Annotated in this window: 23 protein-coding genes and 1 pseudogene; 17 read left to right on the top strand and 7 right to left on the bottom strand. The window is 74.7% G+C overall.

Translation table 11 applies throughout. From position 1 onward, the window contains the following. Positions 1-4 precede the first annotated feature (4 nt). The 6 genes from ACFVUY_RS40975 to ACFVUY_RS40950 all read left to right on the top strand — a co-directional run bounded on the left by ACFVUY_RS40975 (position 5) and on the right by ACFVUY_RS40950 (position 4,582). The gene (locus ACFVUY_RS40975) at positions 5-1,531 is read left to right on the top strand and encodes a hypothetical protein (RefSeq protein ID WP_387737087.1); all 1,527 of its coding nucleotides are present in this window, start codon (positions 5-7) and stop codon (positions 1,529-1,531) included. Positions 1,532-1,724: 193 nt separating this feature from the next. Beyond that, the gene (locus tag ACFVUY_RS40970) at positions 1,725-2,456 is read left to right on the top strand and encodes a DUF2993 domain-containing protein (RefSeq protein WP_387737086.1); all 732 of its coding nucleotides are present in this window, start codon (positions 1,725-1,727) and stop codon (positions 2,454-2,456) included. A gap of 288 nt (positions 2,457-2,744) precedes the next feature. Continuing rightward, complete coding sequence (locus ACFVUY_RS40965) at positions 2,745-2,825, top strand: Ms5788A family Cys-rich leader peptide (RefSeq protein WP_353652343.1); 81 nt, start codon at positions 2,745-2,747, stop codon at positions 2,823-2,825. Positions 2,826-3,058: 233 nt separating this feature from the next. Beyond that, a complete protein-coding gene (locus tag ACFVUY_RS40960; RefSeq protein ID WP_380354414.1) occupies positions 3,059-3,892 on the top strand; it encodes a sulfurtransferase in 834 nt (277 codons plus the stop codon). Positions 3,893-3,945: 53 nt separating this feature from the next. Continuing rightward, positions 3,946-4,236 (top strand): DUF1416 domain-containing protein, encoded by a 291-nt coding sequence (locus ACFVUY_RS40955; protein ID WP_030059605.1) that lies wholly within the window; start codon positions 3,946-3,948, stop codon positions 4,234-4,236. Between the two features lie 73 nt (positions 4,237-4,309). Continuing rightward, complete coding sequence (locus tag ACFVUY_RS40950; RefSeq protein WP_359909413.1) at positions 4,310-4,582, top strand: DUF3099 domain-containing protein; 273 nt, start codon at positions 4,310-4,312, stop codon at positions 4,580-4,582. A 14-nt stretch (positions 4,583-4,596) separates the two neighbouring features. Here ACFVUY_RS40950 and ACFVUY_RS40945 read toward each other — a convergent pair whose 3' ends face one another. Next, on the bottom strand, positions 4,597-4,959 hold the full coding sequence (locus ACFVUY_RS40945) for a DsrE family protein (protein WP_387737085.1): 363 nt from the start codon (positions 4,957-4,959) through the stop codon (positions 4,597-4,599). A gap of 348 nt (positions 4,960-5,307) precedes the next feature. Between ACFVUY_RS40945 and ACFVUY_RS40940 the strand changes: the two genes are divergently transcribed. The 3 genes from ACFVUY_RS40940 (at position 5,308) to ACFVUY_RS40930 (ending at position 7,473) form a co-directional block, all read left to right on the top strand. Then, a complete protein-coding gene (locus ACFVUY_RS40940; RefSeq protein WP_359909407.1) occupies positions 5,308-5,910 on the top strand; it encodes an FABP family protein in 603 nt (200 codons plus the stop codon). 116 nt (positions 5,911-6,026) lie between these two features. Beyond that, a complete protein-coding gene (locus ACFVUY_RS40935) occupies positions 6,027-6,491 on the top strand; it encodes a Fur family transcriptional regulator (protein ID WP_387695520.1) in 465 nt (154 codons plus the stop codon). Between the two features lie 19 nt (positions 6,492-6,510). Then, positions 6,511-7,473, top strand: a complete 963-nt coding sequence (locus ACFVUY_RS40930) for a folate-binding protein (RefSeq protein ID WP_359909431.1) — start codon at positions 6,511-6,513, stop codon at positions 7,471-7,473. Between the two features lie 7 nt (positions 7,474-7,480). Here the strand turns inward: ACFVUY_RS40930 and dtd are convergent, their stop codons facing one another. Next, a complete protein-coding gene (dtd, locus tag ACFVUY_RS40925) occupies positions 7,481-7,921 on the bottom strand; it encodes a D-aminoacyl-tRNA deacylase (RefSeq protein WP_387737084.1) in 441 nt (146 codons plus the stop codon). 624 nt (positions 7,922-8,545) lie between these two features. Here dtd and ACFVUY_RS40920 point away from each other — a divergent pair. From ACFVUY_RS40920 to ACFVUY_RS40910, 3 genes are all read left to right on the top strand, one after another. Beyond that, positions 8,546-9,166 carry an ABC transporter substrate-binding protein gene (locus ACFVUY_RS40920; protein ID WP_387737083.1) on the top strand — a complete coding sequence of 207 codons (621 nt, stop codon included), beginning with the start codon at positions 8,546-8,548 and terminating at the stop codon, positions 9,164-9,166. Between the two features lie 72 nt (positions 9,167-9,238). Beyond that, entirely contained in the window at positions 9,239-10,198 is a 960-nt protein-coding gene (locus ACFVUY_RS40915; protein ID WP_387737082.1) for an asparaginase, read from the top strand. 301 nt (positions 10,199-10,499) lie between these two features. After that, positions 10,500-10,709, top strand: a complete 210-nt coding sequence (locus ACFVUY_RS40910; RefSeq protein ID WP_359909395.1) for a dodecin — start codon at positions 10,500-10,502, stop codon at positions 10,707-10,709. Between the two features lie 53 nt (positions 10,710-10,762). Here the strand turns inward: ACFVUY_RS40910 and ACFVUY_RS40905 are convergent, their stop codons facing one another. The 3 genes from ACFVUY_RS40905 to ACFVUY_RS40895 are packed head-to-tail and all read right to left on the bottom strand — an operon-like array spanning position 10,763 to position 13,652. Beyond that, positions 10,763-11,587, bottom strand: a complete 825-nt coding sequence (locus ACFVUY_RS40905; RefSeq protein WP_387737097.1) for a heme ABC transporter ATP-binding protein — start codon at positions 11,585-11,587, stop codon at positions 10,763-10,765. Then, complete coding sequence (locus tag ACFVUY_RS40900; protein ID WP_387695575.1) at positions 11,578-12,639, bottom strand: FecCD family ABC transporter permease; 1,062 nt, start codon at positions 12,637-12,639, stop codon at positions 11,578-11,580. Before ACFVUY_RS40900 ends, ACFVUY_RS40905 begins: the two co-directional genes overlap by 10 nt. Further along, a complete protein-coding gene (locus ACFVUY_RS40895) occupies positions 12,636-13,652 on the bottom strand; it encodes a hemin ABC transporter substrate-binding protein (protein ID WP_387737081.1) in 1,017 nt (338 codons plus the stop codon). Before ACFVUY_RS40895 ends, ACFVUY_RS40900 begins: the two co-directional genes overlap by 4 nt. A 169-nt stretch (positions 13,653-13,821) precedes the next feature. Between ACFVUY_RS40895 and ACFVUY_RS40890 the strand changes: the two genes are divergently transcribed. Together ACFVUY_RS40890 and ACFVUY_RS40885 are read left to right on the top strand one after the other, a co-directional pair. Continuing rightward, positions 13,822-15,369, top strand: coding sequence for an HtaA domain-containing protein (locus tag ACFVUY_RS40890; protein ID WP_387737080.1), 1,548 nt, complete (start codon positions 13,822-13,824; stop codon positions 15,367-15,369). Positions 15,370-15,422: 53 nt separating this feature from the next. Beyond that, positions 15,423-17,060 carry an HtaA domain-containing protein gene (locus ACFVUY_RS40885; protein WP_387737079.1) on the top strand — a complete coding sequence of 546 codons (1,638 nt, stop codon included), beginning with the start codon at positions 15,423-15,425 and terminating at the stop codon, positions 17,058-17,060. 77 nt (positions 17,061-17,137) lie between these two features. Here the strand turns inward: ACFVUY_RS40885 and ACFVUY_RS40880 are convergent, their stop codons facing one another. Next, entirely contained in the window at positions 17,138-17,806 is a 669-nt protein-coding gene (locus ACFVUY_RS40880; protein ID WP_359909383.1) for a biliverdin-producing heme oxygenase, read from the bottom strand. Between the two features lie 245 nt (positions 17,807-18,051). Next, complete coding sequence (locus tag ACFVUY_RS40875; protein ID WP_188300447.1) at positions 18,052-18,543, bottom strand: inorganic diphosphatase; 492 nt, start codon at positions 18,541-18,543, stop codon at positions 18,052-18,054. A 76-nt stretch (positions 18,544-18,619) separates the two neighbouring features. Here ACFVUY_RS40875 and dacB point away from each other — a divergent pair, with 76 nt between their 5' ends. The 3 genes and pseudogenes from dacB to ACFVUY_RS40860 form a co-directional block, all read left to right on the top strand. Next, the gene (gene dacB, locus ACFVUY_RS40870; protein ID WP_387737078.1) at positions 18,620-20,254 is read left to right on the top strand and encodes a D-alanyl-D-alanine carboxypeptidase/D-alanyl-D-alanine-endopeptidase; all 1,635 of its coding nucleotides are present in this window, start codon (positions 18,620-18,622) and stop codon (positions 20,252-20,254) included. 108 nt (positions 20,255-20,362) lie between these two features. Next, positions 20,363-21,535, top strand: coding sequence for a zinc-dependent metalloprotease (locus ACFVUY_RS40865; protein ID WP_359909377.1), 1,173 nt, complete (start codon positions 20,363-20,365; stop codon positions 21,533-21,535). Positions 21,536-21,818: 283 nt separating this feature from the next. Next, a pseudogene (locus ACFVUY_RS40860) lies at positions 21,819-22,011 on the top strand (tRNA lysidine(34) synthetase TilS); the annotation flags it as partial.

Here is a 22,011-nt window from a genome sequence, read left to right as displayed (position 1 = left end):
CGGCGTGACGGACATGAACAACCCGAACGACCCGAACGACCCGAACCGCGGCGGCTACGGCGGATGGCCGCAGCAGCCCCACCAGCCGCAGCAGCCGTACCCACCCCGGGCACAGCAGCAGCACCCGCAGCAGCACCCGCACCCGCAGCAGTCGCACGTCCCGCAGCAGCAGCCGGGCCACCCGTCGCCGTACGGTTTCCCGGTGGACGACGCTGCGGCGACCACGGTGATGCCGCCGGTGCCCGCGTTCGACGACGGGGCCGCGACCACGGTGATGCCGCCGGTGCGGGCCGTGGACGACGCCGAGGTGACGGCGCTGCTTCCGCCGGTGGTGGTGTCCGGTTCGGTGCCGGTCGCGCCGCCCCGGTCGCACCAGCCCCACCAGCAGCAGTTCCAGCCGCAGCCCCGGCTCCACCAGCCGCAACAGCCCCAGCCTTACCAGCAGCAGCCCCAACAGTTCCAGCAGCCTCAGCCGCAGCAGCCGCAGCAACCCCAGCCGCCGCAGCCGCCGCAGTCGAGGCAGCAGCGGCGTCGGCAGTCGGGGCAGCCGGAGCAGCCGGTGCAGCCCCAGCCGGACCCGACGATCCAGCTCCAGCTCCAGCAGCCGTCGAGGCCGCGGGCCCGGCACGCGGCCCCCGCGGCGCAGCCGGCTCCCGCGCCGCAGCCGGCGGAGGCCTTCGATCCGCCGACCATGACGCTCAAGCGCCCGACCGCCCCCGGCGTGCCGGGTCCGGCCGGGGCCCCCGGCCCGCTGGGCGTCCCCGCCGCGGCGCCGTTCCCGGTCGTCCCGCCGCCGTCCGCGCCGTCCGCGGGCCCGCGCGGCCGGACCGGCTCGCCGATCATCGATCCGGGCCTGCAGCCGGCCCTGATCACCGCCGGTGCGGCCGCGCTGCTGGCCGGCGGTGCCGCGCTCGGGCAGGTCGCGCTGGCCCTGGTGGTCGCGCTGCTCCAGCTGCTGACGGCGGCCGGCTGGTTCCGGCTGAACGGCATGTGGCCGGCCCGGCAGGGGATCCTGCTCGCCGCGCTGGCCGGTTTCACGGCGGACGTGGCGGTGCTGCTGGCGGACTCCGACGGCGGCGTGGCGGCGGTGGTGGGCACCCTGGGCGGGTTCTTCCTGCTCGTCCTGGTGCTGCAGACGTTCCGTCCGTCGGATCCGAAGGAGCGGTTCTACGCGCTGACCGTGCTCGGCTCGGCCACCGTGGTGACCGCGCTGTGCACCATGCTGCTGCTGGCCGACTGGGTGCCGGCCGCGGTGGGCGCGGTGGCGCTGGCCACCCTGCTGGCCGCGGCGCCGCTGCCCGGACCGAAGCAGCTGGGCCCGGTGCTGGGTCTGGCCGCGGCGGTGGTGCTGGGCCTGCTGGTCGGTGCGCCGGTGGCGCTGGGTGCGCTGGCCGGGCTGGGTGCGCTGGTCGGCCGCCGGGTCGCGGCGTACGACTTCCCGTCCCGCTTCGTGCACATGACGGCGGGGGTGGCGCTGCCGCTGGCGGTGGCCGCGCCGCTGATCTGGATCGCCACCGAGCTGCTGGCCTGATCCTCCCGTCCGCTGCTCGCAGGGTCGGATTCCGGCTCCGGAACCATGTTCCGGGGCCGGACGTCGTACGGTCGTGCGAGGGCGGACGTGTCCCGCGTCCGCCGCGGAACGACGAGCGACCCACTGCGAACGACCGACTGCGAACGATTTCAGCGACGAACGACCACAGCGAGCGGCGACGACGGGGGACACGATGCGCGGATGGCTGAAGGCCACGATCGGCCTGGCGGTGCTCTCGGGCCTGCTGCTGGGGGCCGACCGGATCGCGGTGGGCGTGGCCGAGGACGAGGCCGCCGACCGGATCGTGAAGAGCGGCCGGATGAGCCAGCGCCCGGACGTCTCGATCGAGGGCTTCCCGTTCCTCACCCAGGTGGTGTCGATGAAGCTGGACGACGTCCGGATCTCCTCCGACGGCCTGACCGTCGGGGACGGCAGTCACCAGGTGGCGCTGCACTCGTTCAAGGCGCAGCTCTCCGGCGTCAAGGTCAGCGACAGCATGAGCAGTGCCACGGTGGACAGCGGCACCGGCAGCGGGGTGATCTCGTACCCGGACCTCGCGCAGCTGCTGCCGCCGGCCTCCCAGCTGCTGCACGGGGCCAAGCTGCCGGTGGGCGGCAACTCGCGGCTGACGCTGTCCTACGCCGGTCCGGGGAAGGTCAAGGCCTCGCTGGGGCCGATCGCGATCGGCGAGGGCACGGTGCACAACAAGGGGAACACCGTCACGGTGGACGGTTTCCGGCTGAGCTCGCTGGCGGGGTTGGTGGCCGGTGCCACCAACCAGCAGCTGGAGCCGATGAGCTTCACCCTGGACTCGCTGCCGGCCGGGCTGAAGCTGGCCGACAAGGACGGCGGCAGCGGGGTGACGCCGCTGCCGGAGGGCCTCCAGCTGGCCTTCGACGGCAAGGGCGTCAAGCTGCTGGGCTGATCCCCGGCCGGTCCTGGTTCCAGTCCCTGTCCCCGGTCCCGTTCTCGGGCCGTTCTCGGGCCGTTCCCGGTACCGTGCCCGGGCCGCCGAATCGTTCCGCTCCGCGAGACGCGCTGTCCAGCGCGGACCGCGGAGCGGTGCCGTTTCCGCCCCGCGCATGCGTTCGGACGGCTTCGGCGCGGGCTCCCGCGGGCCGGTCCGGGGCTAAATCCCATCATGCGGTCGTTTCGATCCCACCATTCGATACGCTGATGACAGCGGGCCTCCGGTGTCCCTAGCATCGTCGGCATGAAGCGACAGACGGACCTCACGAAGCGGCGGGCGGTAGACCTGTGCCGCGTGTCCGCCTGTCTGTGTCGAATGCGCTGATTCGGCGCTCCGGCTGGGCAGTTGAAGCCCGCCGCCGATCTTTCCGGTGACCGCGTCCGGCTCTGTGAGCGGGCGGTCGCCGAGGTACTCCGCAGTTCACTGCCCGGCCGCGCCGGTCCGCCCCCTCGTCCCGGTATTCGGACAGGATTTCGGACCGCGCCCACTCGGGCACCCTGCAGCACCCTCCTGAGCAGCACCTTCCGTACAACCGCCCTCGGATGGAGAACCCCACCATGAGCCGCAGCGACGTCCTGGTCGACGCCGACTGGGTCCAGGCCCGCCTGGACGACCCGAAGGTCGTGATCGTCGAGGTCGACGAGGACACCTCCGCGTACGACAAGAACCACATCCGCAACGCCGTCCGGATCGACTGGAAGCAGGACCTCCAGGACCCGGTCCGCCGCGACTTCATCGACCAGGCCGGCTTCGAGGCGCTGCTCAGCGCCAAGGGCATCGCCAACGACGACACCGTCGTCCTGTACGGCGGCAACAACAACTGGTTCGCCTCGTACGCCTACTGGTACTTCAAGCTGTACGGCCACGGCGACGTCCGCCTGCTGGACGGCGGCCGCAAGAAGTGGGAGCTGGACTCCCGCGACCTGGTCGCCGAGGTGCCGGCCCGCCCCGCCACCGAGTACACGGCGCAGGCCGTCGACTCCTCGATCCGCGCCTTCCGCGACGACGTGCTCGCCGCCATCGGCACCCTGAACCTGGTCGACGTCCGCTCGCCCGACGAGTTCTCCGGCAAGCTGCTGGCCCCGGCCCACCTCCCGCAGGAGCAGTCGCAGCGCCCCGGCCACGTGCCGAGCGCCCGCAACATCCCGTGGGCCAAGAACGCCAACGACGACGGCACCTTCAAGAGCGACGACGAGCTCAAGGCGCTGTACGAGGCCGAGGGCATCGACCTGGCCAAGGACACCATCGCCTACTGCCGCATCGGCGAGCGCTCCGCGCTCACCTGGTTCGTGCTGCACGAGCTGCTCGGCCAGGAGAACGTCAAGAACTACGACGGCTCGTGGACCGAGTACGGCAGCCTGGTCGGCGTGCCGATCGAGCTCGGCAACTGAGCCCAGGCCCGACCCGTAAGTCAGAAGGCCAGTAAGTCAGAAGGTAGGCAGACATGTGCGGTGCGAAGGCCGGCGGCCCGGACCTGGCAGGAGTTGACGTGGCGAACGAGACGATCATCCAGGGTTCGGTGACCCGCGACGGTGAGCCGGTCAACGGCTACGTCCGGCTGCTGGACGAGGGCGGTGAGTTCACGGCCGAGGTGCCCACCTCGGCGACCGGCCAGTTCCGGTTCTTCGCCCGCCCGGGCAAGTGGACCCTGCGCGCGCTGGTGCCGGGCCAGACCGTGGACCGCCAGGTGGTGGCCTCCCAGGGCACCGCCGTCGAGGTCGCGATCGCGGTCTGACCGGAGCCGCGACGTTCCCGGATCATCCCGAGGGCCCCTGCCGTGCAGGGGCCCTCGGTCGTACCGTGGAGGGGTGCAGGCAAGGCGGCGGCGTCGCTACTACTTCGCCATGATGGGCGTGTGCCTGGGCCTGTTCGTCATGGCCTGGGGCGTGGTGCGGTTCTTCTCGGTGGGCGCGGCGATCGGCATGTGCGTGGTCGCGATGGTCATCCCGCCCGCCGCCGCGGTGTTCGCCAACAAGCGGGACCCGGACGACGACTGGTGGGACGACCCGCGCTGGGACGACCCGAAGTGGGACGAGCCCGGCCACGACCGGGACCGCCCCGACCACGAGGAGCACCCGTAGGGCCCGGGGAGGCGTCAGTACACGAGCGCCTGGACGCCGTCCGCCATGATCTCGCTGACGAAGACCTGGGCGCCCGCGATGCGGACACCCTCGACGGTGTCCTTCTGCTCGATCCCGCGCCGGGCCGCGCACTGGGTGCACAGCGTCACCGAGCCGGCCGCCAGGATCGACTCCAGCAGGTCCGGCAGCGGTGCCGCGTGCGGCAGTTCGAACTCCGCCGCCCGGTCCGGCAGCGCGAACCAGGAGGACTCCCCGGTCAGCCAGAGCGAGACGTCGATCCCGCTGGCGACGGCCACCGCCGCCACCGTGAACGCCTGCGAGCACCGCTCCGGCGCGTCCGCCCCTGCGGTGACCTTGATGACCAGTTTCTTCGGCATGGCGCCACCATAGAGGTCGGGCCGCCCCCGCCGTCCGGCATCCCCGGAACCCTTGGGCAAAGCTTGGGCAGCCGCGGTGGGGCGGCGCGAACCGCGACGTGGTGGGGCTCACCGCGACCGGCCGGAACCCGGCGGATAGAGTGAGCCGAGCACAATCCACCACACTGTCGCCGCCTGGGAGCCACCCGTGTCCGGTCTGGAAATCTTCTTCGACGGTCTGCTGGCCCTCATGGCCGTGCTGATCACCTGGTTCGCCATCTTCTCGGTGATGAAGCTGTACCAGGGCCAGCGCTGAGCCTGCCGTACGGTTGAGGCAGGCCCACACCGACGAGAACAGCGACCAGGAACATGATCGAGATCCCTTCCGACCTCCACAAGGACGTCGTCCCGCTCGCCTTCCTCCTCGGCACCTGGGAGGGCGCGGGCGTCTACGCCCCTCTGCCGGGTGACGGGGGCCCGGGCGCGGAGAAGTGCAACTTCGGCCAGGAGATCGTGATCCGCCACGACGGCCGCCCCTTCCTGGAGTTCCGCTCCCGCACCTGGGTGCTGAACGAGGAGGGCGAGAAGGTCCGTCCGCTGGAGAACGAGCACGCGTTCTGGCGCATCACCAGCAACCACGACGGCACCAGTGGCGCCCGGGGGATCGAGATCTCCTCCGTGCGCGACGACGGCACGGTCGAGATCTGGTACGGCGAGCTGGCCGACGGCAAGCCGCAGGTCGACGTCTCCACCGACGCGGTCGCCCGGATCGAGGGCTCCCCGGAGTACTCGGGCGGCAAGCGGCTGTACGGCTTCGTCAACGGCGAGCTGCTCTGGGTCGGCGAGAAGGCCGCCCCGAACGTGCCGCTGCGCCCGTACATGTCCGCGCAGCTGAAGAAGGTGCTCAGCCCGGCCCAGCTGATCAAGGACATCAACGACCTGCCGGACGACGGCATCGCGTTCTTCAAGTAGGCCGATGGCGCAGGCCGGTCGCACGACCGGCACTTCCGTGCACGAGGTAGGGACCGGCCCGCGGCCGGTCCCTACACTTGCCCCAGGACCCCCGACCATTGGCAGGGACGAGTACCGTGGCGGACACCGGCACCACCGACTGGCAGCTCTCCGGCGACTGGAAGGCCGACCTGCGCGAACGCGGGTACCGGCTCACCCCGCAGCGCCAGCTCGTGCTGGAGGCCGTCGACGAACTCGACCACGCCACCCCCGACGACATCCTCTGCCACGTCCGCCGGACCGCCAGCGGCGTCAACATCTCCACCGTCTACCGGACCCTGGAGCTGCTGGAGGAGCTGGGGCTGGTGTCGCACGCCCACCTCGGCCACGGCGCCCCGACCTACCACCTGGCCGGCCGCCACCACCACCTGCACCTGGTCTGCCGGGACTGCGAGCAGGTCACCGAGACCAGTACCGAGATCGCCCAGCCGCTGATCGACAGCCTGCGCGAGCGGCACGGCTTCGACACCGACCTCAAGCATTTCGCCATCTTCGGCCGCTGCGCCGACTGCACCGCCAAGGCCGCCGGGGAGCAGCCGTAAGCTGGCCGGTATGACCGGTGTGAAGAGCCCGCTGCTTTCCCTGCCCGGAGCCGTCCCCGCCGAGGGGGCCGACGAGGGTGTCGCCGCCCACTACGGCGACATCTTCCGCGAGCAACGCAACCTGTCGCAGGGCGCCGGCTTCGTCGACCTCTCGCACCGCGGCGTGGTCACCGTGACCGGCCCGGACCGGCTCTCCTGGCTGCACCTGCTGCTCACCCAGCACGTCAGCGAGCTGCCGCCGCAGCAGGCCGCCGAGGCGCTGGTGCTCTCCCCGAACGGGCACGTCGAGCACGCGCTCTACCTGGTGGACGACGGCACCACCACCTGGGCGCACGTCGAGCCGGGCACCCAGGAGGCGCTGGTCGCCTACCTGGACGGCATGCGGTTCTTCTACCGGGTGGAGGTCGCCGACGCGACCGCCGAGTACGCCGTGGTCCACCTGCCGGCCGGCTCCACCGCCTCCGTGGAGGGCGCCGCCGCCGTCCGCGAACTCCCGTACGGGCGTGACCTGTTCGTGCCGCGCGGCGAGCTGGGGCGGCTCACCGCCGGGTACGGCCCGGCGGCCGGGGTCTGGGCGTACGAGGCGCTGCGGATCGAGGGCCACCGGCCGCGGCTGGGTTTCGAGACCGACCACCGGACCATCCCACACGAGGTGGACTGGCTGCGCACCGCCGTCCACCTGCAGAAGGGCTGCTACCGCGGCCAGGAGACCGTCGCCCGGGTGCACAACCTGGGCCGGCCGCCGCGCCGGCTGGTCTTCCTGCACCTGGACGGCACCGAGGAGTCGCTGCCCCCGCACGGCACCGAGGTGCGGCTGGCCACCGACCCGGACGGGCGGGCGCTGGGCTTCGTGACCTCCTCGGCCCGGCACCACGAGCTGGGGCCGATCGCGCTGGCGATCGTCAAGCGGAACGTCCCGGTGGACGCCGTGCTGCTGGCCGGGACGGTGCCCGGCACCCAGGACGTGATCGTCCCGCAGTAGGGGCCGCTCAGATCTCGACGAGGACGGTGAACGGGCCGTCGTTCACCAGCGCCACCTGCATGTCGGCGCCGAACCGGCCCGTCTCCACCTTGGCGCCCAGCGCCCGCAGCTGCGCCACCACTTCGTCGACCAGCGGCTCGGCGACCGGGCCGGGGGCGGCGGCGTTCCAGGTGGGGCGGCGGCCCTTGCGGGCGTCGCCGTAGAGCGTGAACTGGCTGATCACCAGCAGCGGGGCGCCGAGGTCCGAGCAGCTCTGCTCGACGCCCTCGTCGTTCGCGGGCAGCAGCCGCAGCGTCCAGAGCTTGCGGGCCAGCTGGGCGGCCTTCGCGGGGGTGTCGTCGTGGGTGACGCCGACCAGGGCGCAGAGCCCCGGTCCCTCGATCGCGCCGACGGTCTCACCGGCCACGGTCACCCGGGCCTCGGTCACTCGCTGCACCACTGCTCGCATGCCGCCATTGTGCCGGAGCGCCGTACGGCCCCCGGAGGGCCCCCGGCGGCCGTGGGGGGCCTCCCCGCGCGTCGGCCCGTGCGCCCGTTGCCGCCCGCGCCGGACGCCGTGCGCCCACCGCCCTGGCGCCCCGCGCCCCGTCGTGCCTCCGGGCCCGCGCCGCACCCTTCCCGTGCGCCCCGGCTGCCTCCCCAGGGCGCACACCAGGGGCGCGTGAAGTGGCTCTGAGCGCCCATGGGTGCGCGCCTGCGCCGAATCGGGCGCTGCTCTTCCTGCGGAAAGGACCGGTCATATCAGCCACCCCTGTTCGCCAGGGGGCCGTTCGGGTGCACGGGCGGTGCGCGTGCGCCGGGCGGGGTGGCACGCTGGTGGACCGTACGAAGGGTCCGGGGCGCCAGGAGGTCCGCCGCGCCGGGCCGGGTTCGGCCTGGCGGTCGAGCCGGTAGGTCAGGCGTCTGGCGGTGCCGCCCCGGTGGGCGGACGCGGCCGGGGACCGGAGCCTCCGGGGGGTTCCCGGGCGTGCCGGTGGACGGGACGTGCGGCCCGTCGGGGGACGGGCCGGACCGGCGGCAGGCACGGGGTGCCGCGAGCGGGCGGGATCGGACGACGTCAGGTGGTTGGGTGATGGACGCGAGCAGCGCGGCGCGGGACCGGTCCGGGCCGGTGGGGCGACCCCCCGGGGCCCCGTACGGCCCGGCGGCGGGCGCGGGGGACGAACCCGACCTGGAGCGGCTGGGCCTGGAGCAGCTGCGGGTGCTGCGCCGGGAGACCCTGGAGCAGGAGGCCGACCTGTCGTACCTGCGGCGGCTGCTGCACGGGCGGATGGACATCCTGCGCGCCGAACTCGACCGGCGGCCCGGAGCGGGCCCGGTCCGTACCGCCGGCCCGTCCGGCCCCGAGCCGGCCCCCGGCGACCTGCTGGACCGGCTGCCCGCGATCCTGACCGACGCGCCCTCCACCGTGCGGCGCTCGGCCCGGCACGTCACCCTCGGCCCGCCGCGCACCCGGGAGTCCGGGCTGGAGGCGGACGCCCTGATGGGCGACGTCCAGCTCGCCGACCTGGCCGCGCACCCGGCCGAGGAACTGCTGGCCGCGCTGGAGCGGCTGCGGGCGCACGAGCGGGAGGTGTCCGGACGGCGCCAGCGGCTGCTGCGCACGGCCGACGGTTGCAATGCCGAGATCACCCGCAGGTACCGTGATGGGGAAGCACGGGTCGACGACCTGCTCGCAGGGGGGCCGCTCTGACCGGGTGAGTCGCCGCGGGCGGTGGGCCCGGCTCACGCCCGGCCCACCCTCGCCCCGGAAGGCTCACCCGCCATGTCCCTGCCCGCCACCACGCCCGTTCTCGCCGAGGTCGTGCGCTCCGGTTTCGTCGAGGGCCGCCACCGCGGCTCCCTGGTGCTGCTCGCGGCCGACGGCTCGGTCGAGTTCGCGCTCGGCGACCCGGACGCCCCGGTCTTCCCGCGGTCGACCGCCAAGCCGTTCCAGGCGGTGGCCACGCTGCGGGCCGGGCTGGCGATCGAGGGCGAGCTGCTGGCGCTGGCGGCCTCCAGCCACTCCGCAGAATCGTTTCACCTCGATGGTGTGCGGAGCATCCTCGGCTCCGCCGGGCTCGACGAGTCGGCCCTGCGCACCCCGGCCGACCTGCCGCTGGACGAGACCGAGGCGGAGCTGCTGCTCGCCGGCGGCGGCGGCCGCGCCCCGATCCTGATGGACTGCTCCGGCAAGCACGCCGGCTGGCTGGCCGCCTGCACGGCCAACGGCTGGGACACCGGGAGCTACCTCGACCCGGCCCACCCGATCCAGCGGCTGGCCCGCGAGGCCCTGGAGGAGGCCACCGGCGAGACCGCCGCCCACGCCGGGGTGGACGGCTGCGGTGCGCCGCTGCTGGCCGTGTCGCTGACCGGGCTGGCCCGCGGCTACCGCGGCCTGGTGCTGGCCGCCGAAGGCACCGAGCCGCGTCGCGTCGCCGACGCGATGCGCGCCCACCCCGAGTACGTGGCCGGCACCCGCCGGGCCGACACCCGGCTGATGCGGGCGGTGCCGGGAGCGCTGTCCAAGATGGGCGCCGAGGCCGTCCAGGTGGTCGCGCTGCCGGACGGGCGGGCGCTGGCCTTCAAGATCGAGGACGGCGGCGAGCGGGCCCGCGGCCCGGTGCTGGCGGCGGCGCTGCGCCGGCTCGGGGTGACGGGGGCGGACGGGACCGTCGAGCGGATCGGCGCGGCCCCGCTGCTCGGCGGCGGTGTGCCGGTCGGCGAGGTGCGGGCGGCGTTCTAGGGCCTGTCTTCAAACCCCCGCCTGCGGGGCGACGCCGGGGCACGCACCTCGCCGCGTTGTCGTCGGTCGCCAATGGCCCCCAGCCTTCGGCCGGGAGGTGCCCCCACCGCAGTGGCTCCCTCCTCCGCCTTGCGATGCACGCACCCCAACGCCGCCCCGCCCGCCCTCCGGGCGGACGACGGGGGTTTGAAGACAGGCCCTAGGGCGTTTTTGAGCGGTCGGCGGCCGCCCGTCCGGGTGCGGGCGGACCCGGGCCGGTGCACGGTGGACCGGGGGCCGTCGCACAGCTGAGGAGTCCGCCATGACCGACCATGTGTACCGGGTGACCGAGATCGTCGGGTCCTCGACCGAGAGCGTCGACGCCGCGATCCGCAACGGGGTGGAGCGCGCCTCCCGGACGCTGCGCAACCTCGACTGGTTCGAGGTCTCGCAGGTCCGGGGGCACCTGGAGGAGGGCCGGATCAAGCACTACCAGGTGTGCATCAAGGTCGGCTTCCGGCTGGAGGACTGACCGGGTCCGGAAGCCCGACCGGGCCCGACCGGTCTCGGCAGGACCGGCCCGGTTCAGCCGCGTTCCGGCAGCACCAGCGGCACCCCGGTGCGCGGGTGCGCCAGCACCTCCACGGGGTGCCCGTACACCTCGCTGAGCAGCGGGGCCCGCAGCACCTCGGCGACCGGACCGTCCGCGACCGTCGCCCCGTCCGTCAGCAGGACCACCCGGTCCGCGTAGGCCGCCGCCAGGGACAGGTCGTGCAGCACCACGACCACCCCGTCCCCGGCCGCGGCCCGGTTCCGGGCGACCCGCAGCACCAGCTCCTGGTGGCGCAGGTCGAGGGCGGCGGTCGGTTCGTCCAGCAGCAGCAGCGGGGTGCGCTGGGCCAGTACCCGGGCCAGCGCCACCCGGGCCCGCTCGCCGCCGGACAGGGCGGTGAACGGGCGCCCGGCGAAGGCGGTGGACTCGGTGGCGGCCATCGCCTCGGCCACGGCCGCCGCGTCCTCGGCGGCCGCTGCCGTGCCCGCCCACGGCGCGCGGCCCATCCGGACCACCTCGTCGGCCGGGAACGGGAAGGACAGTGCGGCGGACTGCGGCAACAGCGCTCGGTGCAGGGCGAGTTCGGCGGCGTCGTAGTCGCTCGGCGGACGGCCGCGCAGGGTGACCCCGCCGCTGTCCGGCCGGACGTCGCCGGCCAGTACGGACAGCAGGGTGGACTTGCCCGCGCCGTTCGGTCCGAGCAGGGCGACCACCTCGCCGGCCGCCACCCGGACGGCGGCGCCGGCCAGCAGCGGGCGTCCGCCGACCTTCAGCCGGACGGCCTCGGCGGCGAGCAACTCGGTTCCGGGTACGGGTCGTTCGGGGATCTCCCGGTGGCGGCGCAGCTTCACGCCCAGCCTCCCTGCCTGGTCCTGGTCCGGCGCAGCAGCCAGAAGAAGAACGGGCTGCCGATCAGTGCGGTGAGCACCCCGAGCGGCAGTTCGGCCGGCTCGGCGAGGGTGCGGGCGGCGAGGTCGGCGACGACCAGCACCAGCGCGCCGCCGAGCGCGGAGGCGGGCAGCAGGAAGCGGTGGCCGGGGCCGGCGAGCATCCGCAGCAGGTGCGGGACGACCAGGCCGACGAAGCCGATGATCCCGCTGACCGCGACGGCCGCGGCGGTGAGCAGCGCGACGACGGTGATCAGCACCAGCCGCATCCGCTCGACGTCCACCCCGAGGTGGTGGGCCGGGCGCTCGCCGAGGGCCAGCAGGTCCAGCTTGCGGGCGTACAGCGGGGCGACGGCGAGACCGGCCAGCGCGAACGGCAGGACGGCCAGCACCTTGCCCCAGGTGGCCTGGGCGAGCGAGCCGAGCTGCCAGAAGGTGACCTGGCTGATCGCGGCGGAGTCGGCGGTGAACAGCAGGATGCCGATCAGGGCGCCGCAGAAGGCGTTCACGGCGACGCCGGTGAGGATCAGCGTGACCACCTCGGTGCGCCCGCCGGAGCGGGCCATGGCGTACACCGCGAAGACCGTCAGCAGGCCGCTCGCGAACGCGAAGGCGGTGACCGTCCAGCTGCCCAGGGCGTCCAGGCCGAGCACGATGCAGGCCACCGCGCCGACCGCGCCGCCCGAGGAGACGCCGATCACGGCGGGCTCGGCGAGCGGGTTTCCGAACACGCCCTGCATCAGCGCGCCGGCGCAGCCCAGCGAACCGCCGACCAGCAGGGCGAGCACCACCCGCGGCAGCCGGACGTTCCACAGCACCGACTCCGGTACCCGGTCCAGGGCGTGGCCGCCGAGGCCGAGGCGGTGGGCGGTGGAGGCGAGGATGTCGCCGAGCGGGATGCGGTAGGCGCCGACCCCGGCCGCGAGCAGGGCGCAGAGGAGCAGGGCGGCGGCGAGCCCGGCGGTGAGCAGGGTGGTGCGGCGGGCGGTCGGGAGGGCCTTCCGGCTCGCGGCGAGGGTCACTTGGCGTCCGCCGGGTAGAGCTGGGCGGCGATGTCCCGCAGCACCTGCGGGGTGCGCGGGCCGTAGCTGAGCAGCCGGCCGTCCTCGATCGAGACGATCCGGCGGTCGAGCCCGGCCGGGGTCTGGGCGACGCCGGGCAGCTTGAGCAGGCCGTCCACGCCGCCGACGGAGTCCAGCCCCTTGCTCATCACCAGGATCGCGTCGGGCGCGGCCTTGACCAGGGCCTCGCTGGTGAGCGGGGTGAAGTCGCCGGTGAGGCCGGCGGCGGTGCCGGCGTCCTCGCCGCCGACCGCCTCGATCAGCGAGCCGGCGCCGGAGGCGGGGCCGCCGAGCAGGTAGACGGAGGCGCTGCCGCGCAGGTAGAGGAAGGCGACCCTGGGGTGGCGGCCGGCGGCCGGGACGGCGGCCGCGGCCTCGTCGATCCGCTGTGCGGTGCGTTCCTTCAACTGCTGTCCGGCGTCGGGGACTCCGAGGGCGGCGGCGACGGTGTCGATGCGCGGGCCGACGTCGGCCAGCCGCTTGGCGTCGTCCAGGACGATCAGGGGGACGCCGGCCGCCCGGATCTGCGCGATCGCCTCGGCCGGGCCGGTGGAGCGGTCGGCGAGGACGACGGTGGGGTGCAGCGAGAGCACGCCCTCGGCGGAGACGTCGTGGGCCTGGGTGATCACCGGGAGCGCGGCGGCCTGCTGGAAGGTGGTGGAGACGTCCCGGGCGACCACCTTGGGGCCGAGGCCGAGGCTGAACACCAGCTCGGCGAGGCTGCCGTTGAGCGGGATGATCCGTTCGGCGCTGGTGACGGTGACCTGGCGGCCGTCGGCGGAGGCGGTGGTGGCCGGAAGGCGCGGGACGGGTTCGGTGGCGGGCGGCTCGACCGTGTCGGGTGCCCGGGAGGCGGTTGCCGTGACCGTTCCGCCGGCGGTGCCGCAGGCGGTGAGGGCGAGCAGCAGGCCGAGGGCGAGCAGCAGGAGGGCGGGCCCGCGGGCCGCCCTGGATCGGATCGTACTGCTGCTCAACCTGGTTCCCTTCGCGGGGAGTTGGCGCCGCGCTGCCCGGGGTGGGGGAGCGGGGCGGCGGGGGCTCTTGACTCATATATTAGGTTAGCCTTACCTCAGTTCCGCAAGGGGGTGGCAGTCGCCTGCCCCCCTGCGCCATCCCCCCGCGCCCCCCGAGGAGTGATCCGCCGTGCCCCTGTCCAGCCGGCTCCGCCGTCTGGCCGCCACCCTGGTGGCCGCCCTCGCCGCCCTGCTGGCGGTGGGCCTGTCACCGGGACCGGCGTCGGCCGCCGAGGGCAGGGTCTCCGGCGGGCGACTGGACTGGGGGATCAAGCAGTCCTTCCTGACCTACGTCACCGGGCCCATCGCCCAGGGGAGTTGGTCGCTGACCGGCGGCGCGGCGACGGTCGGCGGCAGCACCTTCCGGTTCCACTCCGCGAACGGCACCTACGACCCGGCGGCGGGTGCGCTGACCGCCGCCTTCTCCGGCGGCGTCCGGTTCACCGGGCACCGGGAGAATGGCGCCGACGCGCTCGACCTGAGCGTCGGCCGGCTCACCTTCAAGGCCGTCCAGGGCGGCGCGGCCGGGCTGTACGCGGACGTCAGCAGCAAGTCCAGGGAGACCGGCCAGGTGAGCAGCGCGAGCCAGGCCAGGCTGGCCGACCTCTCGCTGGCCGGCGTCGACCTGCGCGGCGCGGCCGGCACCCTGACGCTGAGCGGCGTCCCGGCGACCCTCACCGACGCCGGGGCGAAGGCCTTCGGAGGCTTCTACCAGGCCGGTACGGCCCTCGACCCGCTCACGCTGTCGGTCAACCTGCCCGCCGCCCAGGAGAAGCCCGCGGCGCCCGCGCCGGCCGCCACCCCCGCGCCCACCGCCGCTCCCGCGACCACGCCGACGCCGGGTCCGACCGCCGCGCCGGCGTCCGGGCCGACGGGCGAGCCGACCGCCCAGGCCCCGGCCCGCACCGGGTTCGCCGACGGCGCCCTCGACTGGGGGGTCCGCCGCACCTTCCGGGACTACGTCACCGGCGCTGTCGCCCAAGGCCGTTGGGAGCTCGGCGGCGGGGCGGCGGACGGTGGCGCGTTCTTCCGCTGGACCCCGGCCAAGGGCGGGTACGACCCGGCCACCGGCGAGCTGACCGCGGCCTTCACCGGCACCGTCCGCTTCACCGGAATGCGCGCCGGCGACGGCTACGGCCTGGACCTCACCCTCGCCAACCCCGGCGTCACCGTCTCCGGCGGCCGGGGCCGACTGCTCGCCGACGTCTCCGGCCGGACCCCGGACGGCGGCACCCGCCAGCTCCCCGGTGTCGAGCTGGCGACCTTCGACCCGGCCGGCCTCACGGTCGAGGGCGGCCTGCTGCGGGCCGTCGAACTGCCGCTGGAACTCACCGAGGGCGGCGCCGAGGCCTTCGGCGGGCTGTACCCGGCGGGCACCGGGATGGACCCGCTGAGCTTCGCCGTCGCCCTCGACCCGGCCGCCGCGCTTCCCCCGCTGCCCGACCTCGGCAGCGCTCCGGCCACCCCGCCGAGCGCCGCCGCGAGCCCCGCCGTGCCCCCGGCCGCCGCGCCCGTCGCCGCCGCCTCCTCGGACGGCGCCCCGGTGGCCGCCGTGGCCGGTGGCGCGGTGCTGGTGGCGGCCCTCGCCACCACCGGCGGCCTGCTCGTCCGCCGCCGCCGGGCGGCCGCCGCAGCCGGGGCCCCGGCCGCCGGGCCCGACGCCGACGAAGCGGCCTGACCCCCCCGGGAGCGTCCCCCCGCTCCCTCCCCCATCCGAACGGAGTACCCAGCATGTCCCGCAACCGCACCCGGCCGGCCGCCCTCGCGGCCGTCACCGCCGGTCTCGGCCTGACCGCCCTCGGTGCCCCCGCACTGGCCTTCGGCGCGGGCGGCCCGAGCAGCGTCACGTACGACACCGGCGCGCTGGACTGGGGCGTGAAGGCGAGCTTCCGCTCCTACATCGAGGGCCCGGCCTCCCAGGGAGGCGCGATCGAGCTGACCGGCGGTGCGACCCGCAACGCCGACGGCACCTTCCACTTCGGCCTGGCGAACGCGGCGTACGACCTCACCACGCACGCGCTCAGCTCCTCCTTCGCCGGCGGCGTGCACTTCACCGCCCACCACGGCGCCCTGGACGTCGCGCTCAGCGATCTGCGGATCACCACCTCCGGCACCACCGGCACGCTGACCGCCGACACCGCCTCCAAGGAGTCGACGGGCGCCACCGAGGTCACCCGCCGGGACGATGTGCCGCTGGTGACGTTCACCGTCGCGCGGGACACCACCAACGGGGTGCCCGCCGCGGCCAGGCTGACCGAGCAGGGTGCCCGGGCCTTCGCCGGCTTCTACCCGGCGGGGGCGGACATGGACCCGCTGTCGCTGCTGCTGAAGCAGGGCCCGGCCACGCCCTCGCCGACCGCGACGGCCACCACGGCGCCGTCCGCCACCTCCTCACCGAGCGCGAGCGCGAGCCCGAGCGCGAGCCCGAGCCCGACCGGAAGCCCGACCGGCGGCCCGAGCGCGAGCCCCACCGCCACGCCCACCGCCGTGCCGACCCCGACCCCGTCCGGCACGCCCTCGGCCACCTCCTCGCCCTCGGCCGGCCGGTCGCCGAGCGCCACCCCGTCCGCGGGCGGCAGCCCCGGCACGGCCCCGTCCGGCCTGCCGGTGCTGAAGGGGGCGCTGGACTGGAAGGTCAAGGAGAGCTTCCGCGCCTACCTGGCGTCCCCGATGGCCGCCGGGAAGGTCGAGTTCGGCGGCGGCGCGGCCGACTACCGCTTCGGCGGCGCCACCGGCGCGTACAACACCGCCGACCACTCGCTGACCGCCGCCTTCGACGGCTCGGTCCGCTTCCTCGGCCACCCCGGCAAGGACGGCTGGGCGCTGGACACCACGCTGTCCAAGCTGGGCCTGACGATCGGCCGGGACGGGGCGTTCCTGACCGCCGACGTCAACGGCAGGTCCCCGAACGGCGCGTCGACCTCGCTGCGCGGTGCCAGGATCGCCAGGCTCGACGTTCCGGCCTCCGCCCTGAAGCCGGTCGGCGGCGTGGTCACGCTGGCGAACGTCCCGGCCGCCCTCACGGCCGAGGGCGTGCCGGCGTTCTCCAACTACCCGGCCGGTACGGCCCTGGACCCGGTCAGCGCCACGCTCGCCTTCGACAAGGACGCCGAGCTGCCGACCGCCCCGCCCGCCGGTTCCACCGGCGGCGGCTCGGTGGCCGGCGGCGGCCAGGGCGCCGGCAGCGGTACGTCCGGTGGCGCCTCGCTGACCACGAGCGGCCTGACCGGTACGGGCGGCGGCTCGCTGGCCGCCACCGGTGCGGACACCCCGGTGGTCCCGCTGCTGGCCACCGCGGCCGGGCTGCTGCTGTTCGGCGGCGGCGCCACCGCGCTGGTGCGCAACCGCCGCGGTGCCGCCCGGGCCTGACGGGCGGGCGGAGACGGCGACGGCCCCGGCGAGCAACCGCTCGTCGGGGCCGTCCCTCGAAAACCAGGGGGAAACGTTTATGCACTCAGCGGGTAACGCGCATCCAGGTCGCGGAAGACCGCCCCGTTGAGAACGAAGGCCCGCTTGCACTCCTCGACCACCCGGCGCCGCTCGACCTCGTCCATGGCCTCCCCGGCCGCGTCCAGCTTGGCCCGGTACTCGCGCTTGAAGGCCGCCGGGTTGTCGACCTCCTCGAAGACGTAGAACCGCACGCCGTCGCCCTTGCGCTCGAAGCCCCAGGTCTTCTCGGCCACGCCCCGGATGATCTGGCCGCCCGACAGGTCGCCCAGGTAGCGGGTGTAGTGGTGCGCGAGGTACCCGGCCGGCCACGCGGCGGCCAGCTCCTCCACCCGGGCGACGTAGGCGGCGGTGGCCGGCAGCGGTGCCAGGCCGTCCCGCCAGTCGGGCCCGCGCAGGTGCGCCAGGTCGCGCTCGACGGCGGCGGTGCGCAGCAGGGCCCGGTCGATGAAGGGGCCCGCCAGCGGGTGCCGCGCGAGCTGCTCCGCCCGTTCCTCCAGGGCCCGGTAGACGAACCAGAGCTGGCCGGTGAGGTCGGCGTACGCCTCGATCCCGAGTCGGCCTCCCAGCAGCCGGCTCATGAACGTGGACTGCTCGGCGGCCTCGTGCTCCTCGCTGCTGGCGGTGCGGAGCACGGTGGAGAACGGGGCGGGCGCGGGCGTGGGCATGCGGCCTCCAGGGTTCGGGGTCGGCCGTTCGGAGTTGGCCGTTCGGGGTCGGCCGTTCGGAGTCGGACCGAATGTTTTGGTTAGCCTAACCTAACTTCGCATCATGCCGACAGGGTGTCGGCAAACCGTCCCGTCCCCGGGAACGACAGAGGCCGGGGCCCGCGGAAGAAATCCGCGAACCCCGGCCCCGGGCTGTCCCGACCTGCCTCGAACCGCTCTCGATCGAATGAGATCGGAACGACGGCTCAGTGGCCGCCCTGCTCCGCCAGACGCTTGATCGAAGCGGTGACCTCGGCCTCGGCCTCGGCGCGGCCGACCCAGTCGGCGCCCTCGACGGACTTGCCGGGCTCCAGGTCCTTGTAGACCTCGAAGAAGTGCTGGATCTCCAGGCGGTCGAACTCCGACACGTGGTGGATGTCGCGCAGGTGCTCCCAGCGCGGGTCGGTCGCCGGGACGCAGAGCAGCTTGTCGTCGCCGCCGGCCTCGTCGGTCATGTGGAACATGCCGATGGCGCGGCACTTGATCAGGCAGCCCGGGAAGGTCGGCTCATCCAGGATGACCAGGGCGTCCAGCGGGTCGCCGTCCTCGCCGAGCGTGCCCTCGACGTAGCCGTAGTCGGCCGGGTAGCGGGTCGAGGTGAAGAGCATCCGGTCGAGCCGCAGACGGCCGGTCTCGTGGTCGACCTCGTACTTGTTACGAGAGCCCTTCGGGATTTCGATAAGGACGTCGAACTCCAACGGTTCCTCCAAGGTAGGGACTGACAGAATCCAAGTGTCTCCTACGGGAGCGAGTGCTCGGGAAAGGGGCCGGTCGGTGGGAGCAGGGGGAGGGGCGGCGCGCCGTCGCGGGGGGACGGCCGCGGGGCTGGTCGGAGCGGCGCTGCTGGTCGTCGGTACGGTCCTGACCTCGGGTGGTGCGTACGCGCAGCCGTCCCCGCCGCCGGGTGGGCACAGTGCCGGGCACGGCGAGGACGAGGACCACGACGGGCAGGGCGGCCGCGACCGCGGGAAGGGCGACCACGGGAAGGGCGGCGCCGGACCGCGGTCGAACGACGGTCCGGGTGCCGAGCCCACCCGTCGGGCCGTGCCGCCCGTGGCCTCCGGGCCCGCCGCCCCCACCGCCGGCGGCAGCGACGCGCCCGGCGCGCGCCCGGCGCCCGCGCCGGGCGCCGTCCTGGCCGCCGTGGACGGCGCCACGGGCGCCGCCGTCCCCACCGCGCAGGGCCTCCAGCAGGCGCTCGTCGCCGCCCTCGCAGACAAGAGCCTCGGCGAGGTCACCTTCGCCGTCGCGGACGCCGGCACCGGCCAACTCCTGTACGGCTCCGGGGAGAACACCCCGGCCACCCCCGCCTCCACCACCAAGCTGGCCACCGCGATCGCGGCCCTGTCCCTCATCCCGGCGGACACCCGGCTGCACACCCGGGTGGTCCGGGGCGCGGACCCGGGCACGATCACCCTGGTCGGCGGCGGCGATCCGACGCTCACCGCACTGCCCGCCGACCAGGTGCAGATCGGCGGGCAGCCGGCCGACGCCGACACCGCCCCCGCCTCGCTGGACCTCCTCGCCCGGCAGACCGCCGACACCCTCAAGAGCCTCGGCACCACGACGGTCCGGCTGGACTACGACCTGTCGCTGTACGCGGGCAGCCCGCAGCACCGGAACCACGACGGGCAGAACATCGCCCTGGTGGTCCCGTTGATGGTGGACGAGGGCAGGGTGGACCCGAAGAGCCGGGAGGACGCGCCGGACCGGGTCGCCGACCCGGCGGCCGCGGCCGCCGAGACCTTCGCCGCCCTGCTCAGGGCCCGCGGCATCACGGTGACGGGCAAGGCCGCCCCCGCCGCGGCGCCCGCCCCCGCCCCGACCGCCTCCGGTCAGGCCCCGCTCGGCGACGTCTTCTCGCCGACGGTCGCCCGGCTGGTGGAGCGCCTGCTGACCACCTCGGACAACCAACTCGCCGAGGCGATGGCCCGTCAGGTCGCCGTCGCCGCCCACCAGCCGGCGAGCTTCGAGGGCGCCGCGGCGGCCGTCACCCAGGAGCTCACCCGGCTCGGGGTGCCGATGGGCGGCGTGGTGCTCAACGACGGCAGCGGCCTGCACCCGGGCAACGCGATCCCGCCCGCGGTCCTGACCCGGCTCCTCGCGCTGGCCGCCTCCGAGCAGCACCCCACCCTGCGCCCGGTGCTTACCGGCCTCCCGGTCGCCGGCTTCACCGGCACCCTCAACAAGCGCTACGGCTCCGGGTCCGGCGCCGCCGACGCGGCCGGCCTGATCCGCGCCAAGACCGGCACCCTCAACGGCGTCAACACCCTCGCGGGCACCGTCGTCGACGCCGACGGCCGCCTCCTCGCCTTCGCCGTCATGACCCGTACCACCGCCCCCGCCGACACCGCCCGCGCCGCCATGGACCGGGTCGCCGGCCGCCTCGGCGGCTGCGGCTGCCACTGACCCGGCCCCGCCCGTCCCGTCGCGCCGGCCGTGCCGATCGGCCGTCGGGGAAGAGGTCTTGGCCGCGGGTGGCTGCCGCCGATGGTGGGGAGCACGTACGGTGAGGGCATGACGAGCGCGAGTGGCGGTGCTGACATGGTCGACTGGAACCTCGCGGTCGCAACCGCGACCAGGTTGGTGCGGCCGGGGCCGGAAGTGAGCCGGGAGGAAGCGGCGGCGGTGGTCGCCGAGCTCCGCCGGCACGCCCTGGAGGCGGAGGAGCACGTGCGGGCGTTCACCGGCATGCGTTCGTCCAGCCTGTCCCGGGCCGCGGCGACGCCGGTGCTGGTGGTGGACCGACCCGGCTGGATCCGGGCCAACGTGGCGGGTTTCCGCACGGTCGTCCAGCCGCTGGTGGAGAAGCTCCAGGCGCGTCGGGCGAACAGCGCGACGGCCGGAGTGTTCGGCGCGGTGGGCGAGAAGGCCACCGGGATCGAGGTCGGGGCGCTGCTGGCGTTCCTGTCCACCAAGGTGCTGGGCCAGTACGAGACCTTCGCCCCGGCGGAGCCTCCGCTGGAGGCGCCGGACAGCCCGGCGGCGCTGTTCGACAAGCCGCGGTTGGGGCCGGACGGCCCCGGGCCGGGCCGGCTGCTGCTGGTGGCGCCGAACATCGTGCACGTCGAGCGGGAGCTGGACGTCGACCCGTCCGACTTCCGGCTCTGGGTCTGTCTGCACGAGGAGACGCACCGGACGCAGTTCACCGCGGTGCCGTGGCTGCGCGACCACATCCAGTCCGAGGTGCAGTCCTTCCTCTCCGAGACGGACGTCGACCCGGGCGCCCTGCTGGAGCGGCTGCGGGACGCGGCCGGTTCGTTCGGCGGCCTGCCGGGCGGCGGCAACCGGGAGAGCGCCTCCTCCGGGAACCTGCTGGAGATCGTCCAGTCGCCCGCGCAGCGCGAGATCCTCGGCCGGCTGACGGCCGTGATGTCGCTGCTGGAGGGCCACGCGGACGTGGTGATGGACGGCGTCGGCCCGGCCGTGGTGCCGACGGTCGCCGAGATCCGGGAGAAGTTCCAGCAGCGCCGGGACCGCGGCGCCAACCGGCTCGACCTGCTGCTGCGCCGGCTGCTCGGCATGGACGCGAAGCTGCGCCAGTACCAGGACGGCGCGGTGTTCGTGCGCGGCGTGGTGGAGCAGGTCGGCATGGAGGGGTTCAACCGGGTGTGGACCTCCCCGAACACCCTGCCGACCAAGGACGAGATCCACGATCCGGCCGCCTGGGTGGCCCGGGTGGCCCGCTGAGCGGGCGCTCCTGACGCGGGCGCGCCGTGAGCCGGGCGGCAAGCGGCGCGCGTCGGTCAAACCCGCTCGTACGAGTGGTCCAATCGGCCAGACGACGGGTGAAGAAGCGTTTCTTCATTCACCCGTACGTGGGACGGTGGTCGTACCGGTGGCGCGGGTGGCGTAGCGGGTCGCTCCTTTCTGCCACCATCTGTGAGCGCCCGGTAACAGGGCGCTCATGCGGTGCGCGGTCCCCGCCGCGTCCGCCGCGAGTCCTGTCCCCTCCGACGAGGAGTCTTCCGCCGTGGGCCCTCACCCCGCTGTCGCCGCGATACGCCTGGCCGTTCGCCGTACGCTCACCGACCTCGCCGCCGAGGCCGGTACCACCTTCACCGCGCCCGTGCGCGAGCCCCGCGAGCGCCCGGCCGGGGCGCCGCTGGTGGGCGCCGCGGTCGGCACCACCCTGATCGGCAACGCCGCGCGCCACCCCTCCGGGC

The organism is Kitasatospora sp. NPDC058063 (assembly GCF_042885395.1).
Lineage (GTDB): Bacteria > Actinomycetota > Actinomycetes > Streptomycetales > Streptomycetaceae > Kitasatospora > Kitasatospora lactacystinica.
Note: the sequence above shows the minus strand (reverse complement) of the source record. Positions and strands in the feature narration are given on the sequence as shown.